The organism is Symmachiella macrocystis (genome assembly GCF_007860075.1).
Lineage (GTDB): Bacteria > Planctomycetota > Planctomycetia > Planctomycetales > Planctomycetaceae > Symmachiella > Symmachiella macrocystis.
The window spans coordinates 615,844-635,188 of sequence record NZ_SJPP01000001.1 but is presented as its reverse complement, the minus strand read 5'-3'; the positions used below and the strand labels follow the sequence as shown (position 1 = coordinate 635,188).

Below are 19,345 nucleotides of genomic sequence, written 5' to 3'. Positions count from 1 at the left end.
GACATGCATAACGTATGCAATACGGGGCCGCGCAAATTGCGGCTGGAGTTCCGGACCGTGGAACGCACTTCACCGAATGCAGCGGACGCGGGTGATCTCGAAGGATTTATCCGCGACGGAGCGAGCGTAGAAGTCCGCAATTCGGTACCGCGATCATGGGGGCGTTGCTGATTCGGTCTTCGCTGAAATCAAGGATTCCGAGTGTCCTGCAATCTGCAGCGAAAGCTCGCGCCAGGCTGAGGCGAATTGCTCGGCGGGAAAAAACTTTCGCTTGTCGTCTTGCCATTCTGACAGTGTGGCTTGGCGGTACTCCAAGCCCAGGCAACGGATCACGTTGACCTCATAACTGCGAATCCAATCGATCAGATCGAGTGTCAGTTTGGCACAGAGGCTGAGATCATCGCCAGTAGGTGTCCAGAGCGCTGGCAAGTCCGAGGTCGACCAAGGGGGGGAAACCAAGGGAAACTGAGACGTGAAACGGGGCGTGAATTCGTATCGCGGCAGAAAGACGCCTCCCCGCGCACGATCACCGAAGAAAACACCAAATCCGCGCAGGACTACAGACTGTCCGCCACTAAGCTCAAGCTGATAGACGCTTGAGCAGTCTTTCCGTTTCTTCGGCGGTCTGATGCGTTTGAAGCCCAATTCCAGCAACCAGTTCCCTTCCGCTCTCAGAATATCCTGCCCCCAGCACCAGCACTGTTGGCTAAGCAGATCTGCTGCGTGGGTGCGGAGTTGCCGCGGAATTTCACTGGAACTCGTATTTAGAAAGTGCGGGAGCCTCGATGTATTCTGCCCCAGCGCGAGGTTGTTGTTCGGGAAATCCGTTCGCGCAACATTTGAGGAGAGTCCTTGATTTTGTTTGGCAATCACAGTACCCACGGCCCTCCCCAAGCAAGCACCAATGCGAAAATGACGGCAAAACTTGCTTGGCGTAATAAGAGCAGACCAGCGCGTCGCCAGTTGGTTTCTCTGGCGATGGTCAACGCGGTCACAAGACAGGGAAGTAAAACGCCCGCGAGATAGACAGCTGTGAGAGTCTGGGCGGAAGTCAACGGCATGGCCAATCCTTGGTCGCCGGCAAACAAAAAGATTCCGTCCTTGCGAATTGAGGCCAGGACAACCGGGAGTGAAGCATCAGCAGGCAAGTTAAAAACGGCCATCACCGGGCCAATACAACTGGACAGCGCGTCCAGGACCCCAATATTCACAAAGAGTGAGGCGATCACACAAATTAGCGCGAACACCGGCAAAGCCTGCAGGAAAAACTGTTGTATCGTTGCCCGCGCTTCTCGCCATAAGGCTGCCACAGTCGGGAATTGCATGAACGGACGACTGGGTGTCATTAAAACGTTCAACGAGTTGCGCGCTTGGGCACCGGAGGTACAACGCAGATAAATCAAGGTTGTCGCTAATAAGTACCCCAGGAAAATGCTGCAGAGCAGGAGGGAACTTGTTCCGTTTTGCTGCGCCGCCGCCCCGAGAACGGCGATGGTTGCGGGAAGTTGATAACTGCAGGCAGCCCCAAACGCGATTGCGGAAATCGCCGCACCACGCGAACAACCGGAACACGAACGCGTACTAATGACGGCCGGCACATTGCAGCCGAAGCCCATCATAACTCGCACAACATCCCGTCCGCTCAGGCCAAAGGGGCGAACCAGAGGATGGATGGCGACATTCATCCGTTCAATCAATCCGCTCGATTTATACAGTGCGAGAATCAAGGAAAACATGAGAACTGTCGGCAAGGCCCAGACCAATAAAAAAGGCCCCATGTTCAGCAAGCCATAGCCAACGTTTGCGTGCTCTGCAATCAGCACCTGTCGCACCCATGCGGGAGCGTTCGTGTTGATAGACGCGTTCAGCGGCTCCATCCATCCTTCAACCACGGGATGAAGCCAATCCGCAAATCGGTTCGCAACAAAGATCGTTGCCAATGCCGGCAAGAACAGCAGAGCCATCGCGAGGATCGGTCCCACCCCAGGAGACTCCATCCATCCAGGCTTAGGCTCGATGCGCCAACCCGCGCGCGACGCCAGTGCGCTCTTTGTAAACAGCCGCGGACTGCACAACTCCTGTTTGAGTCTCTCACAGTTTTTCAACTTCAATTCGCGCGCATCGACGGTCACAAAGGCGACCCCCGCATCGCGCGACAACCGCTCTATGGCTTCCATCGCGGCTTCGCCCAACTGGACTTTGTCCCAGAACGTTACGACGACTATGCCCTGCTTGCCTTGGACCAGCGGTAACATCTCCAGCAATTCGTCATCAAGGTGTGTCGCCCGAACGACAAGCATGACCAGGTCGTTTTGTCCAAGCTCTGCCAGTGCCCGGCACGTGGTATCCGTGTCTGATTTGCGAAGAATGCCCGGGGTGTCAATGTATTCCACTCCATCGGACTGGTAACGTTGGACCGACACAGTGGACCCGCGAAAATTCGACTCACCCGCCAAGCAACCGGTCATTGACGATATCAGCTGCGATTTGCCGACGCTTTCACTCCCGATCACGACGACAGATTTGACTGGCGGTTTTGATACGACTTCTAACATACGCATTCTTCTCCGCAGCACGATAAATCATCTAGATACATGCCCCACTTGCGATAGTTTTCGAGTTCTTCTGCCGGTAATCCCAACTGCGTGGCAATCGCCTTGGCCACCACAGCAAAACGTTGGCGGTACTTGTAGATGTAGCAAAACACGTGATGATCATGTCGCACCGCGGGTCCACACAAAAAGAGTCCGGGTGTGACTGTCGACTCGTCTTGTTCACTCAACAGCGGATATCCATCCTCGCGCTTTTCAAACAAATCCGACACGAGGCGCAAACTTCCCTCAAAGCCAATCGCCAGCAAGGGGGCGGAGCGAGACTCAAATAATAGCCCCCCCGCAGCATGGACCTGGTATTTGTCGCCGTCTCGCAAGACTTTGCTGACTGGGCAGTGCGGAATGAGTTCCGTTTGCGCTTCGAACCACTCTGCCTGCATTCGCTCAAGCGAAAAGGTGGAAAGGGCAACGCTCGGTTCCGAGGTTTCATCTTCCCAGGGACACCCGGCGTCGATCAGTCGAACGCGTTTGTCATAACAGGACAAATGATACGCGGCGTCGACTCCAGACTCGTAGCCTCCGATGACGATAAAGTCATCTCCGTCTAGATCTTCGTAGCTCGGGATCGTCGCTGTGTGCCTACACAGTTCTGCTCCGGGAAAAGGTTTCGCTTGAGGATATTGAAATTCGCCCGCGGCCCAGATTACAAGTTTCGAACGCAGCGTATGCTCGGCTGTTTCAACCAGAAAGCAATCGTCGAAACGCTTTACCTGCAGCACCTCCGCGTCTTTGCAAACAGGGAGTTCGAAAACCGCAGCGACCGAGCACAAATGCGCTGCGAACTCTTTTCCTGTCGGATGTTCCACTCCCAAACTGTAGGCCGGCGATACGCCGATCGCGACCGAGTTCAAGTCTAACATCCCGATCGAATTTGTAGGAAATGACGGGGTGATGAATTGGGTCTCTTCCGGCCAGCGTTCAAACGAAGCGCCGACTTGGTAGCGATCAAGGATCAGAAAGTTATCGATACCGGCATGCTTTAAGGCCACCCCGACTCCGACCCCAGCCGCACCGGCTCCAATGACAAGTACATCAAACAAATGCACGTCTTCTTCCGTCATTGCTCAACCTCCCCAATCAACTCTCCTTCATCGTCCTCCATTGGCTCCAACTCAATGGCAGGAAATGGATCCTCGAACTGCGCCCAAACGTCCGGTCCTGAATTGAACTCCTGGTCATCCAGAAGACAGCGATCAAGGGTTTCGCGAATTCGCGCTTCATTCATTTCGTTGCCGATAAAAACAAGCTCCTGGTGGCAGTCGCCGTAAGTCCCCACGAAATTTCGTCGAATCGCTTCGATTTCCTCGGGTTCCTCGGGCCATTCGTCATCGGGCGCAGTAAACCACCAGTAGCCCACCGGGTCCAAACGAATCGAGCATCCAGCCTGCGACCAGCTGTAAGCCCAATCGTACCTAGAAGCGATCCATGCCATTCCCTTGCTGCGGAGCACTCCATCGAACATTCCAAACTCTGAACCGGCACTCAGCGCATCCGAGAGACGCTGAGCATGGAACGGACGTTGCGATTGATAGACAAAACTGGCAATCCCATACTCTTCCGTCTCGGTCTCTTCCTGGCCTCGAGGAACGCTCAGCCATCCCGGAGCGGCCTCAGCGTCCGCGATCGAAAACAAACCGGTTCCTAAGATCTCAGTCAATTCAACCCGCGCTTCGCTCGTGACAAGTATTTTCGCCGACGGATTGAGCCGGCCGATCAATCTGCTGAGTTGCTCCTGAGCGTAAGGTGATACCAAGTCGCTTTTGTTGATCACAATCACATTGGCAAATTCAATTTGATCGACGAGCAAGTCAACGATGTTCCGTTGGTCGTTTTCGTCAAGGCCGATACGTCGAGCGGCGAGATCATCCCACGAGCCAAAATCGTCCATGAAACTGCCAGCGTCGACCACGGTCACCATTGTGTCGAGATCCGCAACCTGCGACAGGCTATGCCCCTCTTCATCTTCGAAAGTAAACGTCTCTGCCACGGGCATCGGCTCGCTGATCCCCGTCGATTCGATCAGCAGATAATCAAAGCGATTCTCCCGGGCCAAGCGAGACACCTCGATCAACAAGTCCTCGCGCAACGTGCAGCAGATGCAGCCATTGGTCATTTCCACAAGTCGCTCATCGGTTCGCGACAGGTTGGCCCCCCCGTCGCGAACCAGAGTCGCGTCAATATTGACTTCGCTCATGTCATTGACGATCACGGCGACTTTAATGCCGTCGCGGTTTGCCAGGATGTGGTTGAGCAAAGTCGTCTTTCCAGCACCAAGGAACCCGCTCAACACGGTGACCGGGAGACGTGGAAGGGATGCTGTGTTTGGTATTTCTGTCATGATTCGTTGAATTCAAAGAGTGATTTGCGTGTGTGCGATGAGCCAATATCGAAATCTGAAATTGAGTGACGCGCTGCTTAACCGACGTCTGTCGTTACCAGTGAAGACCCGGCCAAGTTTAAACGCTCGGCATGGACCTCCAGCAGGGCAGCCCTGTGGTGTCATTTAAGTGCATTTGCATACGTTGTGCAATAGAGCCGCGAAAGTGTTTGAGAACTGCCGATGCAAATACAAGCCAACGCCACAAAACCGCACCCACCATTTCACGTCTTTCGAACCCGTCCTTAACCCTTTGCCGTGATAAGGCCTGTCGAGCTTCAGAGAAAAAAATAGGTCGGGGGCCGTACGCGACAAGGATCGGCCGATGTGGCAGCGCCCGCCAACCGCAGCATTAACGTCTGGGCGAAATCCGCGCTCTTCACCACGGACCAAACAGCGACTGCTTCATACGGTTCTCGCGTGAACCCGATTTTGTGGAAATACCTGCCATACAGCGCTGGAGGTCCGTCGCCAAACGAGTTAACTGACTGCCCTAATCCCGGCGGAGATGTTGGCCGCCGGACTGGCATGACACCCGATTCACGAAGGGACACAGATATGACCACGAAGCGAACGACCAAGAAGACTACGAAGCGGAAACCGGTAGCAGGGAAAAAGGCCGCAACGAAACCGGCCACGAAAGAGCCTGCAGCCAAACGGGCCGACCAGTGGCCTAGCCCTCACGATGCGGGTAAAATTGTAGGCGACGTTCAGCCGCGTGAAGAAACCTTACGCATGTTCGGTTTCTACTTGCGTCTTATAAGTTTCTCACCCAAACTACAGGTGGACAATTTGCCTCGGTAATCAAGCAGGGGATCATCGTGAGTCGCTGGGTAAACTTAGCCATACTGGTTATCTTCCTACTCACCGTTTCTGCAGGCGTGTTCTACTATTTCACATCGCCAAGTATGGGGTATCCCAAAAGTACGGCCGGTATTATCGCTGGCTTATTGGGCCTCGTCGGCCTTGCTCTCTTGCCTTCGGTGTTCAGGAAGAACTCGTCGGAGTCAGTCGCCGGAGAGGCACTACCCGCGAAGACAGGGTGGGGGGTATTCATTGGGTTTCTGATCGTCATGGCAGCCGTTATCGCGTACTCAATGCTGCGAGAGCAGTAGATCGAGGTTACGTGCCGAACACCCGTCGCGTTTCAGATTTGATAGTGCCCTTGCTCGGATCAAGAGGCTGTAAACCCTTCTACCCAATCAGATCGAGCGGATTACGCAAACCCAATCAAATCCCCCGGCCTCCCTTCATCGTCGATGGCTACATGCAGACACGCGATGGTAGTAAATAGACTCGCATGACCCACCTCCGCGCGGACTTCGGCCAACGTGCGATTACCTGACAGCAGATAGCTGATGAACGTATGCCAGCCTCATAAAGACTAGGTTCCCCATATTCTCTTCAGGATAGGTTACCCGCAAATCCAGGCCTGTTTGGTTATGTTAACCATCATGCCGATCATTGACATCAACGACCAAACGAATGCCATTATGTTCCGTTCCCCTTTGAAGTGAGGGGACGGTTGGCCACCGCCCCGTTGCCCGTAAGGAGGTAGCCTGGAAGTTCCAACAGCCGCCCCTCAGGATCCGCTTGGTCCCCGCGGCAGGCCCGATCGGATCGATCAGCGGCGATTCGGAATCAGTCGGATAGGGACCGTACCAATCGCTGCACCATTCCATGACGTTTCCTGCCATGTCCAGAATCCCAAAGGGGCTGACATCCCCGGGCGTCGCCCCCACCGCCTCCGGTTTCCCTCCCTTGCCGAAGATGCGACCGTAAACTGCTCGGCCTGGGTTGGGCTCTTCATCACCCCATGGGTAGCGTCTTCCGTCGTTGCCACGTGCCGCGAATTCCCACTCCGCTTCGCTCGGCAAACGTCCGCCGGCCCAACGACAATATGCCGCCGCTTCTTCCCAGGTCACACCCACGACCGGTTGGTCCGCATGATCATAGAGTGCTTTGCTGTCATACTCCGATGGCGTCCCGTTTGTTTCTTTCAGGAACTGTCGAAACTGCGCGTTGCTGACTGAGGTACGTCCCATCCAAAACGGCGAAACCTGCACGCGATGTGGTGGTCGCTCAACGGAAAACTCATCACTTCCCATGATGAATTCACCACCGGGAATGTGGATCAGCGTCGTGCGATCTTTGCTGTTTATCCGTGTGGGGCGCGATGTCATTTCAGCTCTATGATTTCTGTAAAACGTTTTCGATGACCGCCCCTTCACAAAGGCGATGCGGGCGGCCCGCGCTATCATGAATCATGGCACCAGGGTCGACACCACAACAATGCATGATCGTGGCATACAGATCCCAGGGGCCGATCGGGTCAGTTGCTGGATAGGCACCCGTCCGATTCGACGATCCATAGAGGTATCCCCGTTTGATGCCACCTCCGGCAATTAATAGCGAGCAACAGCCTCCCCAGTGGTCGCGGCCGGCATCATGATTGATTCTTGGTGTGCGACCAAATTCCCCCGAGGCCACGACCAATGTTTCGTCGAGCAGGCCACGCTCTTCCAGGTCGATCAGCAATGCCGAAATGCAACCATCCAGCTTCGGGAGCAGATGGCCTTTACAGATGTTGAAATTGTCGTGGTGCGTATCCAGACCGCCATCACCGCGATTGCGATAATTCACCTGCACAACAGGTACGCCTGCCTCCACTAAACGACGAGATAACAATACATTCTGACCAAAAGGATGATCCCCATAAGCGGCCCGCGTAGCCGGCGACTCCGCTTCGATATTAAAGGCTGCCCGCGTACGGGCGCTCGTTAATATATCAAACGCTCGTTCCTGGTAGGTCGCGAAGCTGCTCGCGCCCGGTCGTTGTTTCGAGGCATTTTCGCGTGTACTTAAACTGTCAAGCAGTCCCTGACGGCGATCAAGTCTCTGCAGTGGAATGTCGTCCAGTAGTGTGAATTCGGGCACTTTGAAATCCGGCTCGTTGGCGTCCTGTTTGAGGACATAAGGTGCCCAACTTTGTCCCAGGAAGCCGCCGGTTTGGCCGATGTGTGTCGAGATCAACCCTCCGGTGAGCACGAAGCTGGGAACCGGTTTTTGTATTGGCCTCAAGTAGCTAATCGCGGAACCATAGCTGGGGAAATCAGTCGGAGCGGGTCTCGCATTGGCCGTATTGGGCTGCGGATAAGGACGACCGGTCATCAACGCATAGTAAGCCGACTCGTGACCGTTGTCTGGATGTGTCATGGAACGGATGACAGTATACATGTGCGCCAGCTTAGCCAGCTTGGGCATGTATTCACAAATCCGAAAACCGGGCTGCGTTGTGGCGATTGATTGAAACTCTCCACGAAAATCCGCCGGAGCGTCTTCCTGGATGTCGTAGGTCTCCTGATGCGGAGGTCCGCCAAAGAGCGATAGAAAAATCAAGCGCTTCGCAGTGCCTCGCGACGAGGATTCTTCAGCAGCTGCGTTGGCAGCCATACCGGTCAAAGACAGCGCGCCAATTCCCCCGAGCGTGAGCACCTCACGCCGCGACACTCGGTCGTGAAACCCTGCCCAGGAATCAACAAACTCTAGCATCCAGCAACCTCGTTGTTCGTGAGTCTTACTTTACAGTCATTCGACTATGACACGAAAAGTTTTCGGCACATAAACATCATAGCCGCTGCGTCAATTCCGTGCGAGAGCGGAAGCATTTCATGGTGGGCCAAATCAGCGTACCGGGCTCATTACCAGTCTTCCTGTCCGTTAGGCGACTTCGGCTGCTCTCAATCGCCCGCTATCAATATTGCTCCATATGTAGACTATCCAGGCTAATGTTGTTGGTCATGACTATTCTCCCTGAAGCTATAGAGGAAATAATCTAGGGGAGACATCGAATAATGCGATGCAAAGCATGACTCCCGTATAAGCGAGCCAGTTGAAGTCATCGTCCGATACGAAATCGTTTGCCAGCGGTCGGTCCTTTGCGCGGAGTTTCGTCTGCGTGGCTGTTTTATTGTTGGCCGAGAAGGAATAGAGCCCGGCAGCGATGGCGTTATTGGAGCGAGGCTCAACGTTCACGTTGTAGGGCGGGTCGGTATTCACCAGTTGAATGGGAGCGCCATTCAGCAAGCGGTCCTCGTCGGCGGCATCGGCGCTGTCGCCGCACAGCAATCGGTGCTCGCCCAGGACCCACAGATCGCCCGGTTGTGTGGTGGCCCACGCGGGTCGATTTGAGTTCGACGGCGTGCGTTTAATAGAGCGAGCAGGATTCGAACCTGTGACCTCGGGGTGATGAGTTTCAGGAATTGTCAGGCTGTTCTCGCTTCATCGAATTCGGTCTGTACTATCGAATAGGCTTCGATTCGAAAAATGCGATTTTCCTGTATTCGAAACTGAAAGCCGGATTATTGGCCCTTCACTCCAACTCCCCCAACTCCGCCCGCAACCGCCGTAGGACGCGTGACTTTGCCTGACGGACGGCTTGGGGGGTGCTGCCTAATTCTTTTGCGGCTTGGGGGGCGCTACAGCCTTCTAGGGCGGTCAGGCGGAAAGCGTTCCAGGTGCTTTCTTGGAATTCGTTGCGGATCATTTCTAAAGCGCGGTGGATGAGGCGATTGACCGGCGGTGAGGTTGGGCTGCCTTCTTCGGTGTCGGGTTCGCGGTCAGGGACTTCGATCAGTTGCGCATGCGCGGCTGTACCGCCGGCGGCTTGGGGTTTGCCGTGTTGATTGCGGGCGAAGTCGCGGATTTTGTTGCGGGTGATCGTCCACAGCCAACCGCGAAAGGTGTCGCCGTCGCGATAGTCGTGGAAACTTTCGATCGCTATCGAAACGGCACGAAACACGTCCTGCACCACGTCGGCGGAATCTTCAGCTGCCAGGCCAGTGCGGCGGCACCAATGATAGACCAGCGGGCCGTACAATTCCGACAGCCGTGCCCACGCCGTCGGTTCTTGACGTCGTATGCGCGAGATCAGACTGGACGACGTTGAGTGTGCGTCATTCGCCGGGGTCCGTGTCGACATGTTTCAAGTGCGCCTTTGTAGTCGATATGTGTCCGATGAGACAAAGCCCAGGCCGCGACAAGTCAGCGGGCAGGCGGGGTGCTGGGGGTTCCATGGTCGCGATTGATGGCTTCGATATCGAGAGACAATTCGTTGGGGTCAGTGAATAGCCGGAAGGGAATCTTCCCTAACTCTTTGGTTACTTTTTGAAAACGGGTGTCGCTAAGTTGGTCGTTGGTTACGTTCCGGATAAAAATCCCGACGACCTGCTCGGGATGCGATTGGGCTGTGGCACTATAAATCTCTGGATCCTTCTCGCCCGAATCACCGATCAGCAAAAAACGACGCTGGGGATAAGCGGCCAGGATTTGTTCGATCGCGTTGAGTTTGGCCTCCTGGGGAGAGCGGAGCATGTCCGCTGCCGTGCTGGGATTCTTGAGACGAAAATGTTTCAGCGCGAACGAGCCTCGCGGTAATTTCTCGGCATCAAAAAACTCCAGCAAGGGGAGATAGAGTTGCCAAGGGCTGCCGGAGACATAGTGAAATGTGATCCCCTTGCGGGCGCAGGTCTGGTACAACTCCGGCATGCCGGGTGCAGCTTGGAATTTGAATAGAAATGTGTTTTCCAAAACGGCTTCCGCATCGGTGACTTCGCTGTGTTTGATGTTGTCGTCGATGTCGGAGATGATCGACAACCCCGTCTGCGGGACACGATAGGCGCGGCCCACAAATCTCCGCCGGTCAGATGTTTGCAAGACGGCTTCAAACGGCAAAAACGTAGTTTGACCCCGACGAACGAGTAGGTTTTGGATGTCGGCATCGCGCAGGCGGATGGTGTCTTGGAAATGTCCGTTTGCCTTGGACTTGCCGATGTTCACCACGCGATTACCGATCCGAATCGAGATGTCCTGTCCCCGTTCATTGTCAACAAGAAAGTGGTCCAAGATGCGGATCAGGTTCAGTGATTTGCTCGCATCTTCGTCCGAATCCGCCAAGCGGCCGATTGCCACCGCCATCGCGCTGCGCCTCAACGGATTAACGGTCGGCTCGTAAATCACGCCATGAATGGGGATGACCCAGGTCGCGCCATCTTTGTCGAGATGGGCTGCGGTTTCGAAAAAGACGATGACCTCGTCTCGATCGATGTCCGAAGTCTTTGCCGCCTCCTTCAAACGGCGGGCCTGTGCAGCGGTCGGTTCCGGCAGTTTTTGCCCCCAGCCGGTGCTGATCGCAATTTGGGCAATGAGCAAAACCGCTGCGGCAACCGCCACGATGCGGTGCGGTAATCGCACGCAAAGAGGTTTCATAAGTGAGGTCGACCATCGATTTCGGCAACGTTTGATTTGCATGCGAAGATCATCCAGCAATGCGTAGCGTCCGTGGTGCGTCTTGACGTGACAGCCCAAGTCGCCCGTATCGTCTCTTGTGGCGGGGTTGCAATCCTCATTCTTCGGCACTGCGGCGCGAATCGCAAGGCCGGTTGGGAGCATCGACTAAAAAATTACGTTCCCTCGTCTCCGCGCGGCTGGATTCTGCACGTTCCGCTTGTTGCGCGGCTTAGGCTTCTACTCGCAGACGGAAAAGATACAATGTCGAAGCACATTCACCGTCTTGAACGAACGGATTCACGGTTTCAGCATTGAAGGTAACCTCTGCCATGTCGCATACGATTGTCATTTTTGGAGCTTCGGGGGACCTGACCACTCGCAAGTTGATTCCCGCGCTGTATCGCCTGTGGGTCAAGCGACGCCTGCCGGTCGACACGAAGGTCTTGGGGGTCTCGCGTACGGAGTTTAGTCACGACGCCTGGCGCAAATCGCTGGCCGAATCGACAGCCGAGTTTGCGGGGAAGGACTTTGACGAGCAGGAATGGCAGTCGTTTGCTAAATCTGTGTTTTACATGCAGGGCGATATCGGCAAATCCGAAGACTTCCAGCGATTGTCAGACGTGCTGGATGAGATTGAGCAGGACAGCAACGGCACGCGCGTGTTCTACCTCTCCACAACGCCGCGACTTTACGCCACAGCTGTCGCCAACTTGGGCGCCGCCGGGCTTGCCGATGAGAGCAACGGTCCGCGGCGGATTGTGATCGAAAAACCATTTGGCTACGACGCGGCCACGGCCCGGCAACTCAATGACGATTTACATCAAGTGTTTGCCGAAAATCAGGTCTACCGTATCGATCACTACCTGGGTAAGGAAACGGTCCAAAACCTGTTCGTGTTGCGCTTCGCCAATAGTATCTTTGAGCCGGTCTGGAACCGGCAATATGTCGACCACGTGCAGATTACCGTCGCCGAGGAATTGGCAGTCGGACATCGCGGGGATTACTACGACACGTCGGGCGTCTTGCGCGACATGTTTCAAAATCATCTGCTGCAACTGATGATGATTACGGCGATGGAAGCTCCGGCGCGGATGAACGCGGATCTGATTCGCGACGAAAAGGCCAAGGTGTTGCAATCGGTGCGGCCGATTACGGCCGAGATGGTTAAGCAAGACACAATCCGCGGCCAGTACGAAGGCTATCGTCAGGAAAAAGGGGTCGCCGCGGATAGTCAGACAGCAACGTTCGCCGCACTGAAACTGCACGTCGACAATTGGCGGTGGAGCAATGTCCCCTTTTATCTCCGCAGCGGTAAAGCCCTGTCGTGTCGCACGACGCAGATCGTCATTCAATTTCGAGAACCGCCGCAGTCACTGTTTTCCGACCAAAGCAGCCAGTCTCCCGGAGCGAATCGGCTCGTCATTCAAGTCCAGCCGGCCGAAGGCATTCAACTGCATTTCCATACCAAGGTCCCCGATGCGGGTATGAAATTGCGGATGACTGATCTGGATTTCAGTTTCCAACGCGAATTCGCATTCGCGCTACCCGACGCCTATCAACGCCTGCTGCTGGATGTGCTCAACGGCGACGCGAGTCTCTTTGCCCGTAGCGACGAGGTGGAACTCTCCTGGGACATTATTGATCCGGTGATCGAGGCTTGGAAAAACCAAGCAGAGCCGAACCTGGATATCTATCCCCCGGCGCTCTGGGGTCCGGAGGAATCAATGCAGTGGATGGCGGACCAAGGCCGCGAGTGGTTCGACGTCTGTCCGCTGATCACGTAGCGCGGGCGTGGTCTAGGCGCACACCGAACGCGATGGCTCGTCAATCCTCGGAGACCGAGTGCGCCCTGATTTCGCAGCCGGGTAGCGCCTCGCGCAGAGCGGCTAAGTCAGCGGCACGTGCCTCGCCGACTCTTAACATTTTCAATGCCGGCATACGCTTGATTGCTGACAAGCCGCGTTCGGAGACTATGAGCGATTGCGCACGGACATAGGCTAATCTCTTAAATTCAGCCAATACTTCTGCGACATCATCGTCGATGACGAAATCGCGTTGCAGGGAATTCGCTTTAGGAAACTTATCGGCCACCCTCCGCACATCCGCTGCGTTCAGCGCTCGACCCGGAGTGGATTTCATCTTGCTACGGAAAATGACTGAGTGGAACCGGATGTCTGTGACGATATACTCGCTCGCGGCCCAACCCTCGTCATCATTTTTGTCGAGATCGATCCAATCAATCACCCATTCTTCAATCGAGGTCGAATACTCGAACCGCCGCGACGGGACTGCGATTTGATCTGCATTCGCTACCGGAGGCGCAGCGGCATAGTCCGACAAGACTTTCTCTTCGACATTATTGGAAATCCACGGCACGCTTCCATCAGCCATCAACAGAAAGGCGCCGTCTCCTGAAGGTCGCCCGTAGCTGTCCGGTCCGTCATTGAGCCGCATTCCCAACGGCCGCCAATTGAACGGGTAGGCCCACGGCTGATAGTTGCCGGCTGCTTCTCCCGCCATCCAGGTGTGCGTCACACCAGCGGTCATGTCGTCGAACTTCACGCTGCTGTTGCGGTGCAGCAAGTTCGGATTGCCCATGTAACACAACAATCCATAACCGTCTTTGGTGGCTATCTCGTCAATATCGGGGATTTGATAGTCGGGTTCTGTGTGGCAGTAGGTGTACCGGTTGAGGTCATGATCCCACGGGAGGTCATAGTCTATGAATTGATAATATGGAGTAGCGCGAAAGTAAATCACAATGGGCGACGACCAACCATGCAGCGCCACGCCATCCTCTCGAACGATCGCTCCGGGCGGCAGGCATTGGTAAACGTCGTAATAATTATGAAACGCCAATCCGATTTGCTTGAGGTTATTTCGGGAATAGGTCTTGCGCGCCTCAGTCCGCGCCCGCAGCATTGCCGGGACGAGCAGCGCGAGTAAGAGGCAAACCACGGCAACCGGAATCACCACCGCCGCCCAGCGTCGCCAGGGAAGACCGCGTAGGTTCATTCGTCTTGACCGTTCGTTTAGGGTGCAGTTTATGGTCCTCTCCGCCGCTCAGCGTGGGGACATTCGTGCCGTGGGCTGAGTGGAAAATCATTATACCAAACTCTCGCCGGGTGCCACGTTTGGATATGCCAGCGATCGCCCCCGGCATGTTTCGCTTGCAGCGGCCCCTAAATCACACCACAATGAATCGCACCCCATTTCCACTACTAAACAGGGAGCGACCATGATGTCATTTCGCCTTGTCTGCCTGCTGCTTGTCACGTTCATCACTGCCGCCCCGTTGGCCGCTCAGGAGAAATCGGCTGCTAAGAAGAAGCGGGCGAAGCGGAAACCTAATCCGGCGCTGCAGGCGATCCAAGACGATCCGAAACTGCCGCGAGTGTTGTTGATCGGCGACTCGATTTCGATCGGTTACACGCTGCCGACGCGGGAACTGCTGGCGGGGAAGGCGAACGTGCATCGCATTTTGACCAACGGGGGCCCGACAACGCGCGGGGTGGCACAGATCGACCGTTGGTTGGTCGAGAAACCGTGGGATGTGATTCATTTCAATTGGGGCCTGCACGATTTGAAATACCTGGGGCCCAACGGAAAAAACCTAGCCGACCCCGCCGCCGCCGACAGCCATCAACAAGTCCCGCTGCAGGAGTACGAAAAGAACCTCCGTAAATTAGTGGCGCGGCTCAAGGAGACGGGGGCGACATTGATTTGGTGTTCCACAACACCGGTGCCCGCAGGTGCGGGAGGACGGGTTGTGGGGGATGCGGTGCAGTACAATGCGGTCGCCGCGAAAATCATGCAGGAAAACGACATCGCCATCGACGACCTCTACACGTTCGCTAAGCCACGGCTCAAAGAGATCCAACTACCGGCCAACGTACATTTCAGCAAACCGGGGTCCAAGGCATTGGCGGAACAAGTGGCGGGAACGATCAACGACGCGTTGAAGCAGCGTGGTGGTGAACGCTGAGGGGATGGTCCGGTCGCCCTGTGAATTGAGTACGTCCGCTCGCAAATTGACGAAATCAGTTGGCGCCGTTAGCATGGTGGCGGTTGATGGTCACAGCGGTGTGGGCGTCCCAGGTTTTCGGTGCCTTATTTCGTCCCTGCCCATGATTCTATCCGGCAATGAAATCAAACGGGAATTGGGCAACAACATCGTCATCGAGCCGTTTGACGACCAACTGCTCAATCCCAATAGCTATAACCTTTGCCTCCATGACGAATTGATCGTGTATGAGGAGATCGTGCTGGATATGAAGCGGCCGAATCGCTTTCGCCGCTTCACGATCCCCGCCGAGGGTTTCGTGCTCAACCCCCACCAGCTCTATTTGGGGCGGACGATGGAGCGGACCGAGACGCACAATTTTGTGCCGATGCTCGAAGGGCGTTCCTCGATTGGGCGGATGGGGCTGTTTGTGCACATCACCGCTGGATTCGGAGACGCCGGTTTCCGTGGGTTTTGGACGCTGGAGATGTTCGCCGTCCAGCCCATTCGCATTTATCCGGGCGTGCCGATCTGCCAGATTTTTTACCATCAGCTCCACGGCGACGTCACGGAATACAACAGCGAAAAATACCAGAACAACACGGATATTCAGCCGAGCATGTTGTTTAAGGAATGGGAAAAAAAGACCGACCCGCAAAAACGGTTGGCCTTCGGCCAGGAAGTGGCAGAATAATCGCCGCTGGCGACGTCAATGGTTTTGCCAGCGGCGCGTCGATGGACCCGCGGATTGGTGGTTGTTGCCAAACGCCTGACTGTCAGGTTTGCCTTCCGCTCAGGCGGCGAATCTGAGATAGTTGATGTAACGCCGGGACGGGACCGGAGTCGAATCGTATCTAGATGAGGACCTTGGGGAATGGCTGTGTTTGCGATCCGTCGAGTTTTGAATCAATTGCCGCGCTGCGTGGCGGCCTTGTTGCTACTGGGGCTGATGACTGTTGGCTCAGTTCAGGCCCAAGAGCAGGTCACGCTGGTCGAAGTCTTGGAAAAACATCGTCAGGCAACGTTCATTGATGTAGGCAAGTATGTCGAGACGCATCCCGAGGCAGACGATCTTGAGAACGCTTATTTTCACCTGTTCCGCGAGGGCTTGATGCACGACATGGAAGTGCAAGCTGCTCCGTATGCGGAGTCTTATCTCAAGCGCAAAGACCAAAACCCGGCAATGTCAAATTTGGCACAACGGGTCCGGTGTATGAGTTTTGCGACCGAGGGAGAATTTGAAGAGGCATTCGCCGTTTTCGAGTCGCTACTCTCCCAGGCAAGTCCGCAATCGGCCGATGCGATGCTCAGCGTTGGGTTTGTTTTGGCCAGCAAAGCACGGTTTGCTGACAAGATTGGGATTTCGCGGGACATTTACGAGCAGTTGTCCGCAAAATTTCCCTTCAATCAAAAAGTCACCAGAATGGTGCAGACAGGATTGATCAAGCACGACCTGCTGGACAAGCCCGCCCCCGAAATCGGCGTACGGGACATGGACGGCAAGCTGATTGAATGGGAGCAGTACAAAGGCAAGGTGGTGTTGGTCGATTTTTGGGCCACGTGGTGCGGACCTTGCATCGAGGAAATGCCGAACCTGAAAAAAACCTATGCCGACCTGCATGACAAAGGCTTTGAAATCATCGGCATCAATCGGGATGAGGACTCGGACCAAGTGAAGGCGTTTTTGAAATCGGCCGGGATGAAATGGCCGCAAATTTTGGACAAGGTTGACGAGTTCGATTTGGATAAAAAATTCGATGCGGTGATGCTCCCCTCGACATATCTGGTCGACCGCAACGGCATTCTGGTTCAATTCGACATGCGGGGAGCTGAGATTCGTACGCAAGTGGAACAGTTGCTGAAGAAAAAATAACGGCCCTTCCAGCCGGACGTTCGCATCAATGCATTTGTCACAGGACGTGGCGATGGAAAAAATTGCTTCCAAGAGGCGTGTCGAAACTCCGACATGTGACGAGCGACGCGTCATGACCAGCGACGGAATTGAATTGCAAGTCCGTCGCTATGCGCCCTCCCTGACGCCTGCGCGGCGCACGCTGCTGATTGTCCATGGGATTTGTGAACATGGGGGACGGTATGAGCATGTGGCCACAGCTGCGGCCCAGCAAGGCTGGGAGACGATTATTCCCGATCTGCGTGGACATGGGCGCTCCAGCGGACCGCGGGCGCACGTCAGCCGGTTCACCGATTATGTCGAAGATATAGAAACCGTGCGGCGCGAGTTCGAAACCGATCCACAAAAAACTGCCATGCTGGGGCATAGTATGGGGGGCTTGGTGGCGATTCGCTATGCGCAGCGTCATTCCGATCAGCTCTCGGCATTAGCGTTGAGTGCGCCGTTCCTGCGACCGGGAAAGCCGCCGCATCCCATCACCACGGCGTTCGGGCGCGTGATGTCGTTCATCGCTCCCCGTACACGTTTTGCGACCCGGATTGAACCGCACGAGGTTTGCCGGGACCCGCAGATGCTTAGGCGGCGGGCTGAGGACCAATTGATGCAAACCTCGGTCACGGCGGGTTGGTTCTTTGAAGCCCGGTTCGCGATCGGCAAGGCTTGGAAGAGGGCAGGGCGGATGCAGGTGCCGTTGTTGGTCATGCAAGGGGCAATGGACTGCGTCGTCGACCCACTCTCAAGCGAACAATGGGCCGAGTCCTCGGGCAGTACTGACAAGACGTTCGAATTGTTTCCCGACCACATGCATGAACTGCTCAACGAACCGGACCGCGACGAGACGATCGATTCGTTGTTAGCGTGGTTGGATGCCCGTGTGGCCTAAACGACCCCCAATCGCGAATCCGCTGGTGAGGTTTGACAGCATTGGGGGCGGCGAATTAAGGTGAACAGCCGCGCAAACGCTGTTTCTCCCCCTCCTTAATATTTGACGAAGCCAAGTACCCTCATGAGCAAGCAGGATGATCTCAATCGCGTTCTTGATTCGGCGATCGTCGCCATCATTCGGGCGCCGTCGGGCGAATTATTGGTCGATGTGGCGTTGACTCTGTATGAAGCGGGCATCGACGTGATCGAAGTCACCTTTACCGTGCCGGGGGTGTTGGACATCATCTCGCAGGTTCATCGTGAATTGGGAGACCGGATCCTATTAGGCGCCGGGACCGTGCTCGACCCCGAAACCGCGCGGGCGGCCTTTTTGGCCGGCGCACAGTTCCTGGTGACCCCCTGCGTGAACACCGACGTGATCCGCATGGCGAATCGCTACGATAAATTGGTGATGAGCGGCGCATTTACTCCCACGGAAGTCCTGACCGCCTGGGAAGCCGGAGCGGATATTGTCAAAGTCTTTCCCGCCGATATCGGCGGCCCAAGTTACCTCAAATCGTTGCACGGTCCCTTGCCGCAGATCAAGCTGCTCCCCACGGGCGGCGTGAATTTGGAAACGCTGCCTGCCTTTTTGAATGCGGGCGCGTGTGCGGTCGGATTGGGGAGTTCGTTGGTGGAGAAACAAGCGGTTGTCGACGGAGATTTGGGCCGGATTCGCGATCTGGCGAGCCAGTATGTCGCGCTGGTCAAATCGACTCGCAACAGCTAATGACGACGCATCGAGGGCTTGTCCGGTCTTTCGCTGCGCTCTAAGGAGTGGCCCACGGTGAACGGTTCCAGTGTAGCCAGAAATCCCCTAAGTCATTGATCATTTGTGAAAACTGCTCGAAATCGGTCGGTTTCACGAGATAGCTGTTCGCGCCTAATTCATAGGCGCGTGTCACATCAGTGGTGGCATTGCTCGTAGACAGAATAATGACGGGCAAGCGGCGTAGTCGATCGGTTTCTCTGATGGATTTCAGAACATTTAGGCCGTCGATTTTGGGTAGATTCAAATCTAACAAGACAGCGTCGGGAAGCGGGTAGTCTGGCGCATTTCTGAATTCGCAGCGGTGAAGCAAGTAGTCCAGCGTCGCTTCGCCATCCGTCACGTGCTCGACGGTGTTGGTGAGACGATGATCCGCAAAGATTCTCATCACCAATTTGGCATGGGCCGTATTGTCATCGGCGAGCAGAATTCGCAATGGCCTGCTGTTCATCGGCGAATT

Annotated in this window: 17 protein-coding genes; 6 read left to right on the top strand and 11 right to left on the bottom strand. The window is 55.4% G+C overall.

Annotation, left to right across the window (positions count from 1 at the left end; genetic code table 11):
• Positions 1-153: 153 nt before the first annotated feature.
• From CA54_RS02485 to CA54_RS02445, 9 genes are all read right to left on the bottom strand, one after another.
• A complete protein-coding gene (locus CA54_RS02485) occupies positions 154-882 on the bottom strand; it encodes a hypothetical protein (RefSeq protein WP_197532146.1) in 729 nt (242 codons plus the stop codon).
• On the bottom strand, positions 870-2,555 hold the full coding sequence (locus tag CA54_RS02480; protein WP_197532145.1) for a nucleoside recognition domain-containing protein: 1,686 nt from the start codon (positions 2,553-2,555) through the stop codon (positions 870-872). Before CA54_RS02480 ends, CA54_RS02485 begins: the two co-directional genes overlap by 13 nt.
• Entirely contained in the window at positions 2,549-3,673 is a 1,125-nt protein-coding gene (locus CA54_RS02475) for an NAD(P)/FAD-dependent oxidoreductase (protein WP_146369285.1), read from the bottom strand. Before CA54_RS02475 ends, CA54_RS02480 begins: the two co-directional genes overlap by 7 nt.
• Positions 3,670-4,950 carry a GTP-binding protein gene (locus CA54_RS02470; RefSeq protein ID WP_146369284.1) on the bottom strand — a complete coding sequence of 427 codons (1,281 nt, stop codon included), beginning with the start codon at positions 4,948-4,950 and terminating at the stop codon, positions 3,670-3,672. Before CA54_RS02470 ends, CA54_RS02475 begins: the two co-directional genes overlap by 4 nt.
• A gap of 1,484 nt (positions 4,951-6,434) precedes the next feature.
• Positions 6,435-7,172 carry a formylglycine-generating enzyme family protein gene (locus CA54_RS02465; protein WP_197532144.1) on the bottom strand — a complete coding sequence of 246 codons (738 nt, stop codon included), beginning with the start codon at positions 7,170-7,172 and terminating at the stop codon, positions 6,435-6,437.
• A 7-nt stretch (positions 7,173-7,179) separates the two neighbouring features.
• Positions 7,180-8,541, bottom strand: coding sequence for a DUF1501 domain-containing protein (locus CA54_RS02460; RefSeq protein ID WP_146369282.1), 1,362 nt, complete (start codon positions 8,539-8,541; stop codon positions 7,180-7,182).
• 267 nt (positions 8,542-8,808) lie between these two features.
• Positions 8,809-9,117: a hypothetical protein gene (locus CA54_RS02455; RefSeq protein ID WP_197532143.1), complete on the bottom strand. Its 309-nt coding sequence runs from the start codon at positions 9,115-9,117 to the stop codon at positions 8,809-8,811.
• A gap of 244 nt (positions 9,118-9,361) precedes the next feature.
• Entirely contained in the window at positions 9,362-9,970 is a 609-nt protein-coding gene (locus CA54_RS02450; RefSeq protein ID WP_146369281.1) for an RNA polymerase sigma factor, read from the bottom strand.
• 62 nt (positions 9,971-10,032) lie between these two features.
• Positions 10,033-11,241 (bottom strand): phosphatidate phosphatase App1 family protein, encoded by a 1,209-nt coding sequence (locus CA54_RS02445; RefSeq protein WP_197532142.1) that lies wholly within the window; start codon positions 11,239-11,241, stop codon positions 10,033-10,035.
• Between the two features lie 365 nt (positions 11,242-11,606).
• Between CA54_RS02445 and zwf the strand changes: the two genes are divergently transcribed.
• Positions 11,607-13,061 carry a glucose-6-phosphate dehydrogenase gene (gene zwf / locus CA54_RS02440; RefSeq protein WP_146369279.1) on the top strand — a complete coding sequence of 485 codons (1,455 nt, stop codon included), beginning with the start codon at positions 11,607-11,609 and terminating at the stop codon, positions 13,059-13,061.
• Between the two features lie 40 nt (positions 13,062-13,101).
• Here zwf and CA54_RS02435 read toward each other — a convergent pair whose 3' ends face one another.
• Positions 13,102-14,292: a DUF1559 family PulG-like putative transporter gene (locus CA54_RS02435; RefSeq protein ID WP_146369278.1), complete on the bottom strand. Its 1,191-nt coding sequence runs from the start codon at positions 14,290-14,292 to the stop codon at positions 13,102-13,104.
• A gap of 223 nt (positions 14,293-14,515) precedes the next feature.
• Between CA54_RS02435 and CA54_RS02430 the strand changes: the two genes are divergently transcribed.
• The 5 genes from CA54_RS02430 to CA54_RS02410 all read left to right on the top strand — a co-directional run bounded on the left by CA54_RS02430 (position 14,516) and on the right by CA54_RS02410 (position 18,846).
• Positions 14,516-15,262: an SGNH/GDSL hydrolase family protein gene (locus tag CA54_RS02430; protein WP_146369277.1), complete on the top strand. Its 747-nt coding sequence runs from the start codon at positions 14,516-14,518 to the stop codon at positions 15,260-15,262.
• 142 nt (positions 15,263-15,404) lie between these two features.
• The gene (gene dcd / locus CA54_RS02425) at positions 15,405-15,974 is read left to right on the top strand and encodes a dCTP deaminase (RefSeq protein ID WP_146369276.1); all 570 of its coding nucleotides are present in this window, start codon (positions 15,405-15,407) and stop codon (positions 15,972-15,974) included.
• Positions 15,975-16,154: 180 nt separating this feature from the next.
• Complete coding sequence (locus CA54_RS02420) at positions 16,155-17,153, top strand: TlpA family protein disulfide reductase (protein WP_146369275.1); 999 nt, start codon at positions 16,155-16,157, stop codon at positions 17,151-17,153.
• A 112-nt stretch (positions 17,154-17,265) separates the two neighbouring features.
• Complete coding sequence (locus CA54_RS02415) at positions 17,266-18,075, top strand: alpha/beta hydrolase (protein WP_197532141.1); 810 nt, start codon at positions 17,266-17,268, stop codon at positions 18,073-18,075.
• Between the two features lie 123 nt (positions 18,076-18,198).
• Positions 18,199-18,846: a bifunctional 4-hydroxy-2-oxoglutarate aldolase/2-dehydro-3-deoxy-phosphogluconate aldolase gene (locus CA54_RS02410; protein WP_146369273.1), complete on the top strand. Its 648-nt coding sequence runs from the start codon at positions 18,199-18,201 to the stop codon at positions 18,844-18,846.
• Positions 18,847-18,886: 40 nt separating this feature from the next.
• Here CA54_RS02410 and CA54_RS02405 read toward each other — a convergent pair whose 3' ends face one another.
• Positions 18,887-19,336 (bottom strand): response regulator, encoded by a 450-nt coding sequence (locus CA54_RS02405; protein ID WP_146369272.1) that lies wholly within the window; start codon positions 19,334-19,336, stop codon positions 18,887-18,889.
• Positions 19,337-19,345: the final 9 nt, after the last annotated feature.

Coding starts and splice junctions, on each gene's coding strand:
- CA54_RS02410 (WP_146369273.1), top strand. CDS start 18,199: ATGAGCAAGCAGGATGATCTCAATCGCGTTCTTGATTCGGCGATCGTC.
- zwf (WP_146369279.1), top strand. CDS start 11,607: ATGTCGCATACGATTGTCATTTTTGGAGCTTCGGGGGACCTGACCACT.
- CA54_RS02430 (WP_146369277.1), top strand. CDS start 14,516: ATGATGTCATTTCGCCTTGTCTGCCTGCTGCTTGTCACGTTCATCACT.
- CA54_RS02460 (WP_146369282.1), bottom strand. CDS start 8,541: ATGCTAGAGTTTGTTGATTCCTGGGCAGGGTTTCACGACCGAGTGTCG.
- dcd (WP_146369276.1), top strand. CDS start 15,405: ATGATTCTATCCGGCAATGAAATCAAACGGGAATTGGGCAACAACATC.
- CA54_RS02480 (WP_197532145.1), bottom strand. CDS start 2,555: ATGTTAGAAGTCGTATCAAAACCGCCAGTCAAATCTGTCGTCGTGATC.
- CA54_RS02465 (WP_197532144.1), bottom strand. CDS start 7,172: ATGACATCGCGCCCCACACGGATAAACAGCAAAGATCGCACGACGCTG.
- CA54_RS02415 (WP_197532141.1), top strand. CDS start 17,266: ATGACCAGCGACGGAATTGAATTGCAAGTCCGTCGCTATGCGCCCTCC.
- CA54_RS02475 (WP_146369285.1), bottom strand. CDS start 3,673: ATGACGGAAGAAGACGTGCATTTGTTTGATGTACTTGTCATTGGAGCC.
- CA54_RS02470 (WP_146369284.1), bottom strand. CDS start 4,950: ATGACAGAAATACCAAACACAGCATCCCTTCCACGTCTCCCGGTCACC.
- CA54_RS02450 (WP_146369281.1), bottom strand. CDS start 9,970: ATGTCGACACGGACCCCGGCGAATGACGCACACTCAACGTCGTCCAGT.
- CA54_RS02435 (WP_146369278.1), bottom strand. CDS start 14,292: ATGAACCTACGCGGTCTTCCCTGGCGACGCTGGGCGGCGGTGGTGATT.
- CA54_RS02405 (WP_146369272.1), bottom strand. CDS start 19,336: ATGAACAGCAGGCCATTGCGAATTCTGCTCGCCGATGACAATACGGCC.
- CA54_RS02420 (WP_146369275.1), top strand. CDS start 16,155: ATGGCTGTGTTTGCGATCCGTCGAGTTTTGAATCAATTGCCGCGCTGC.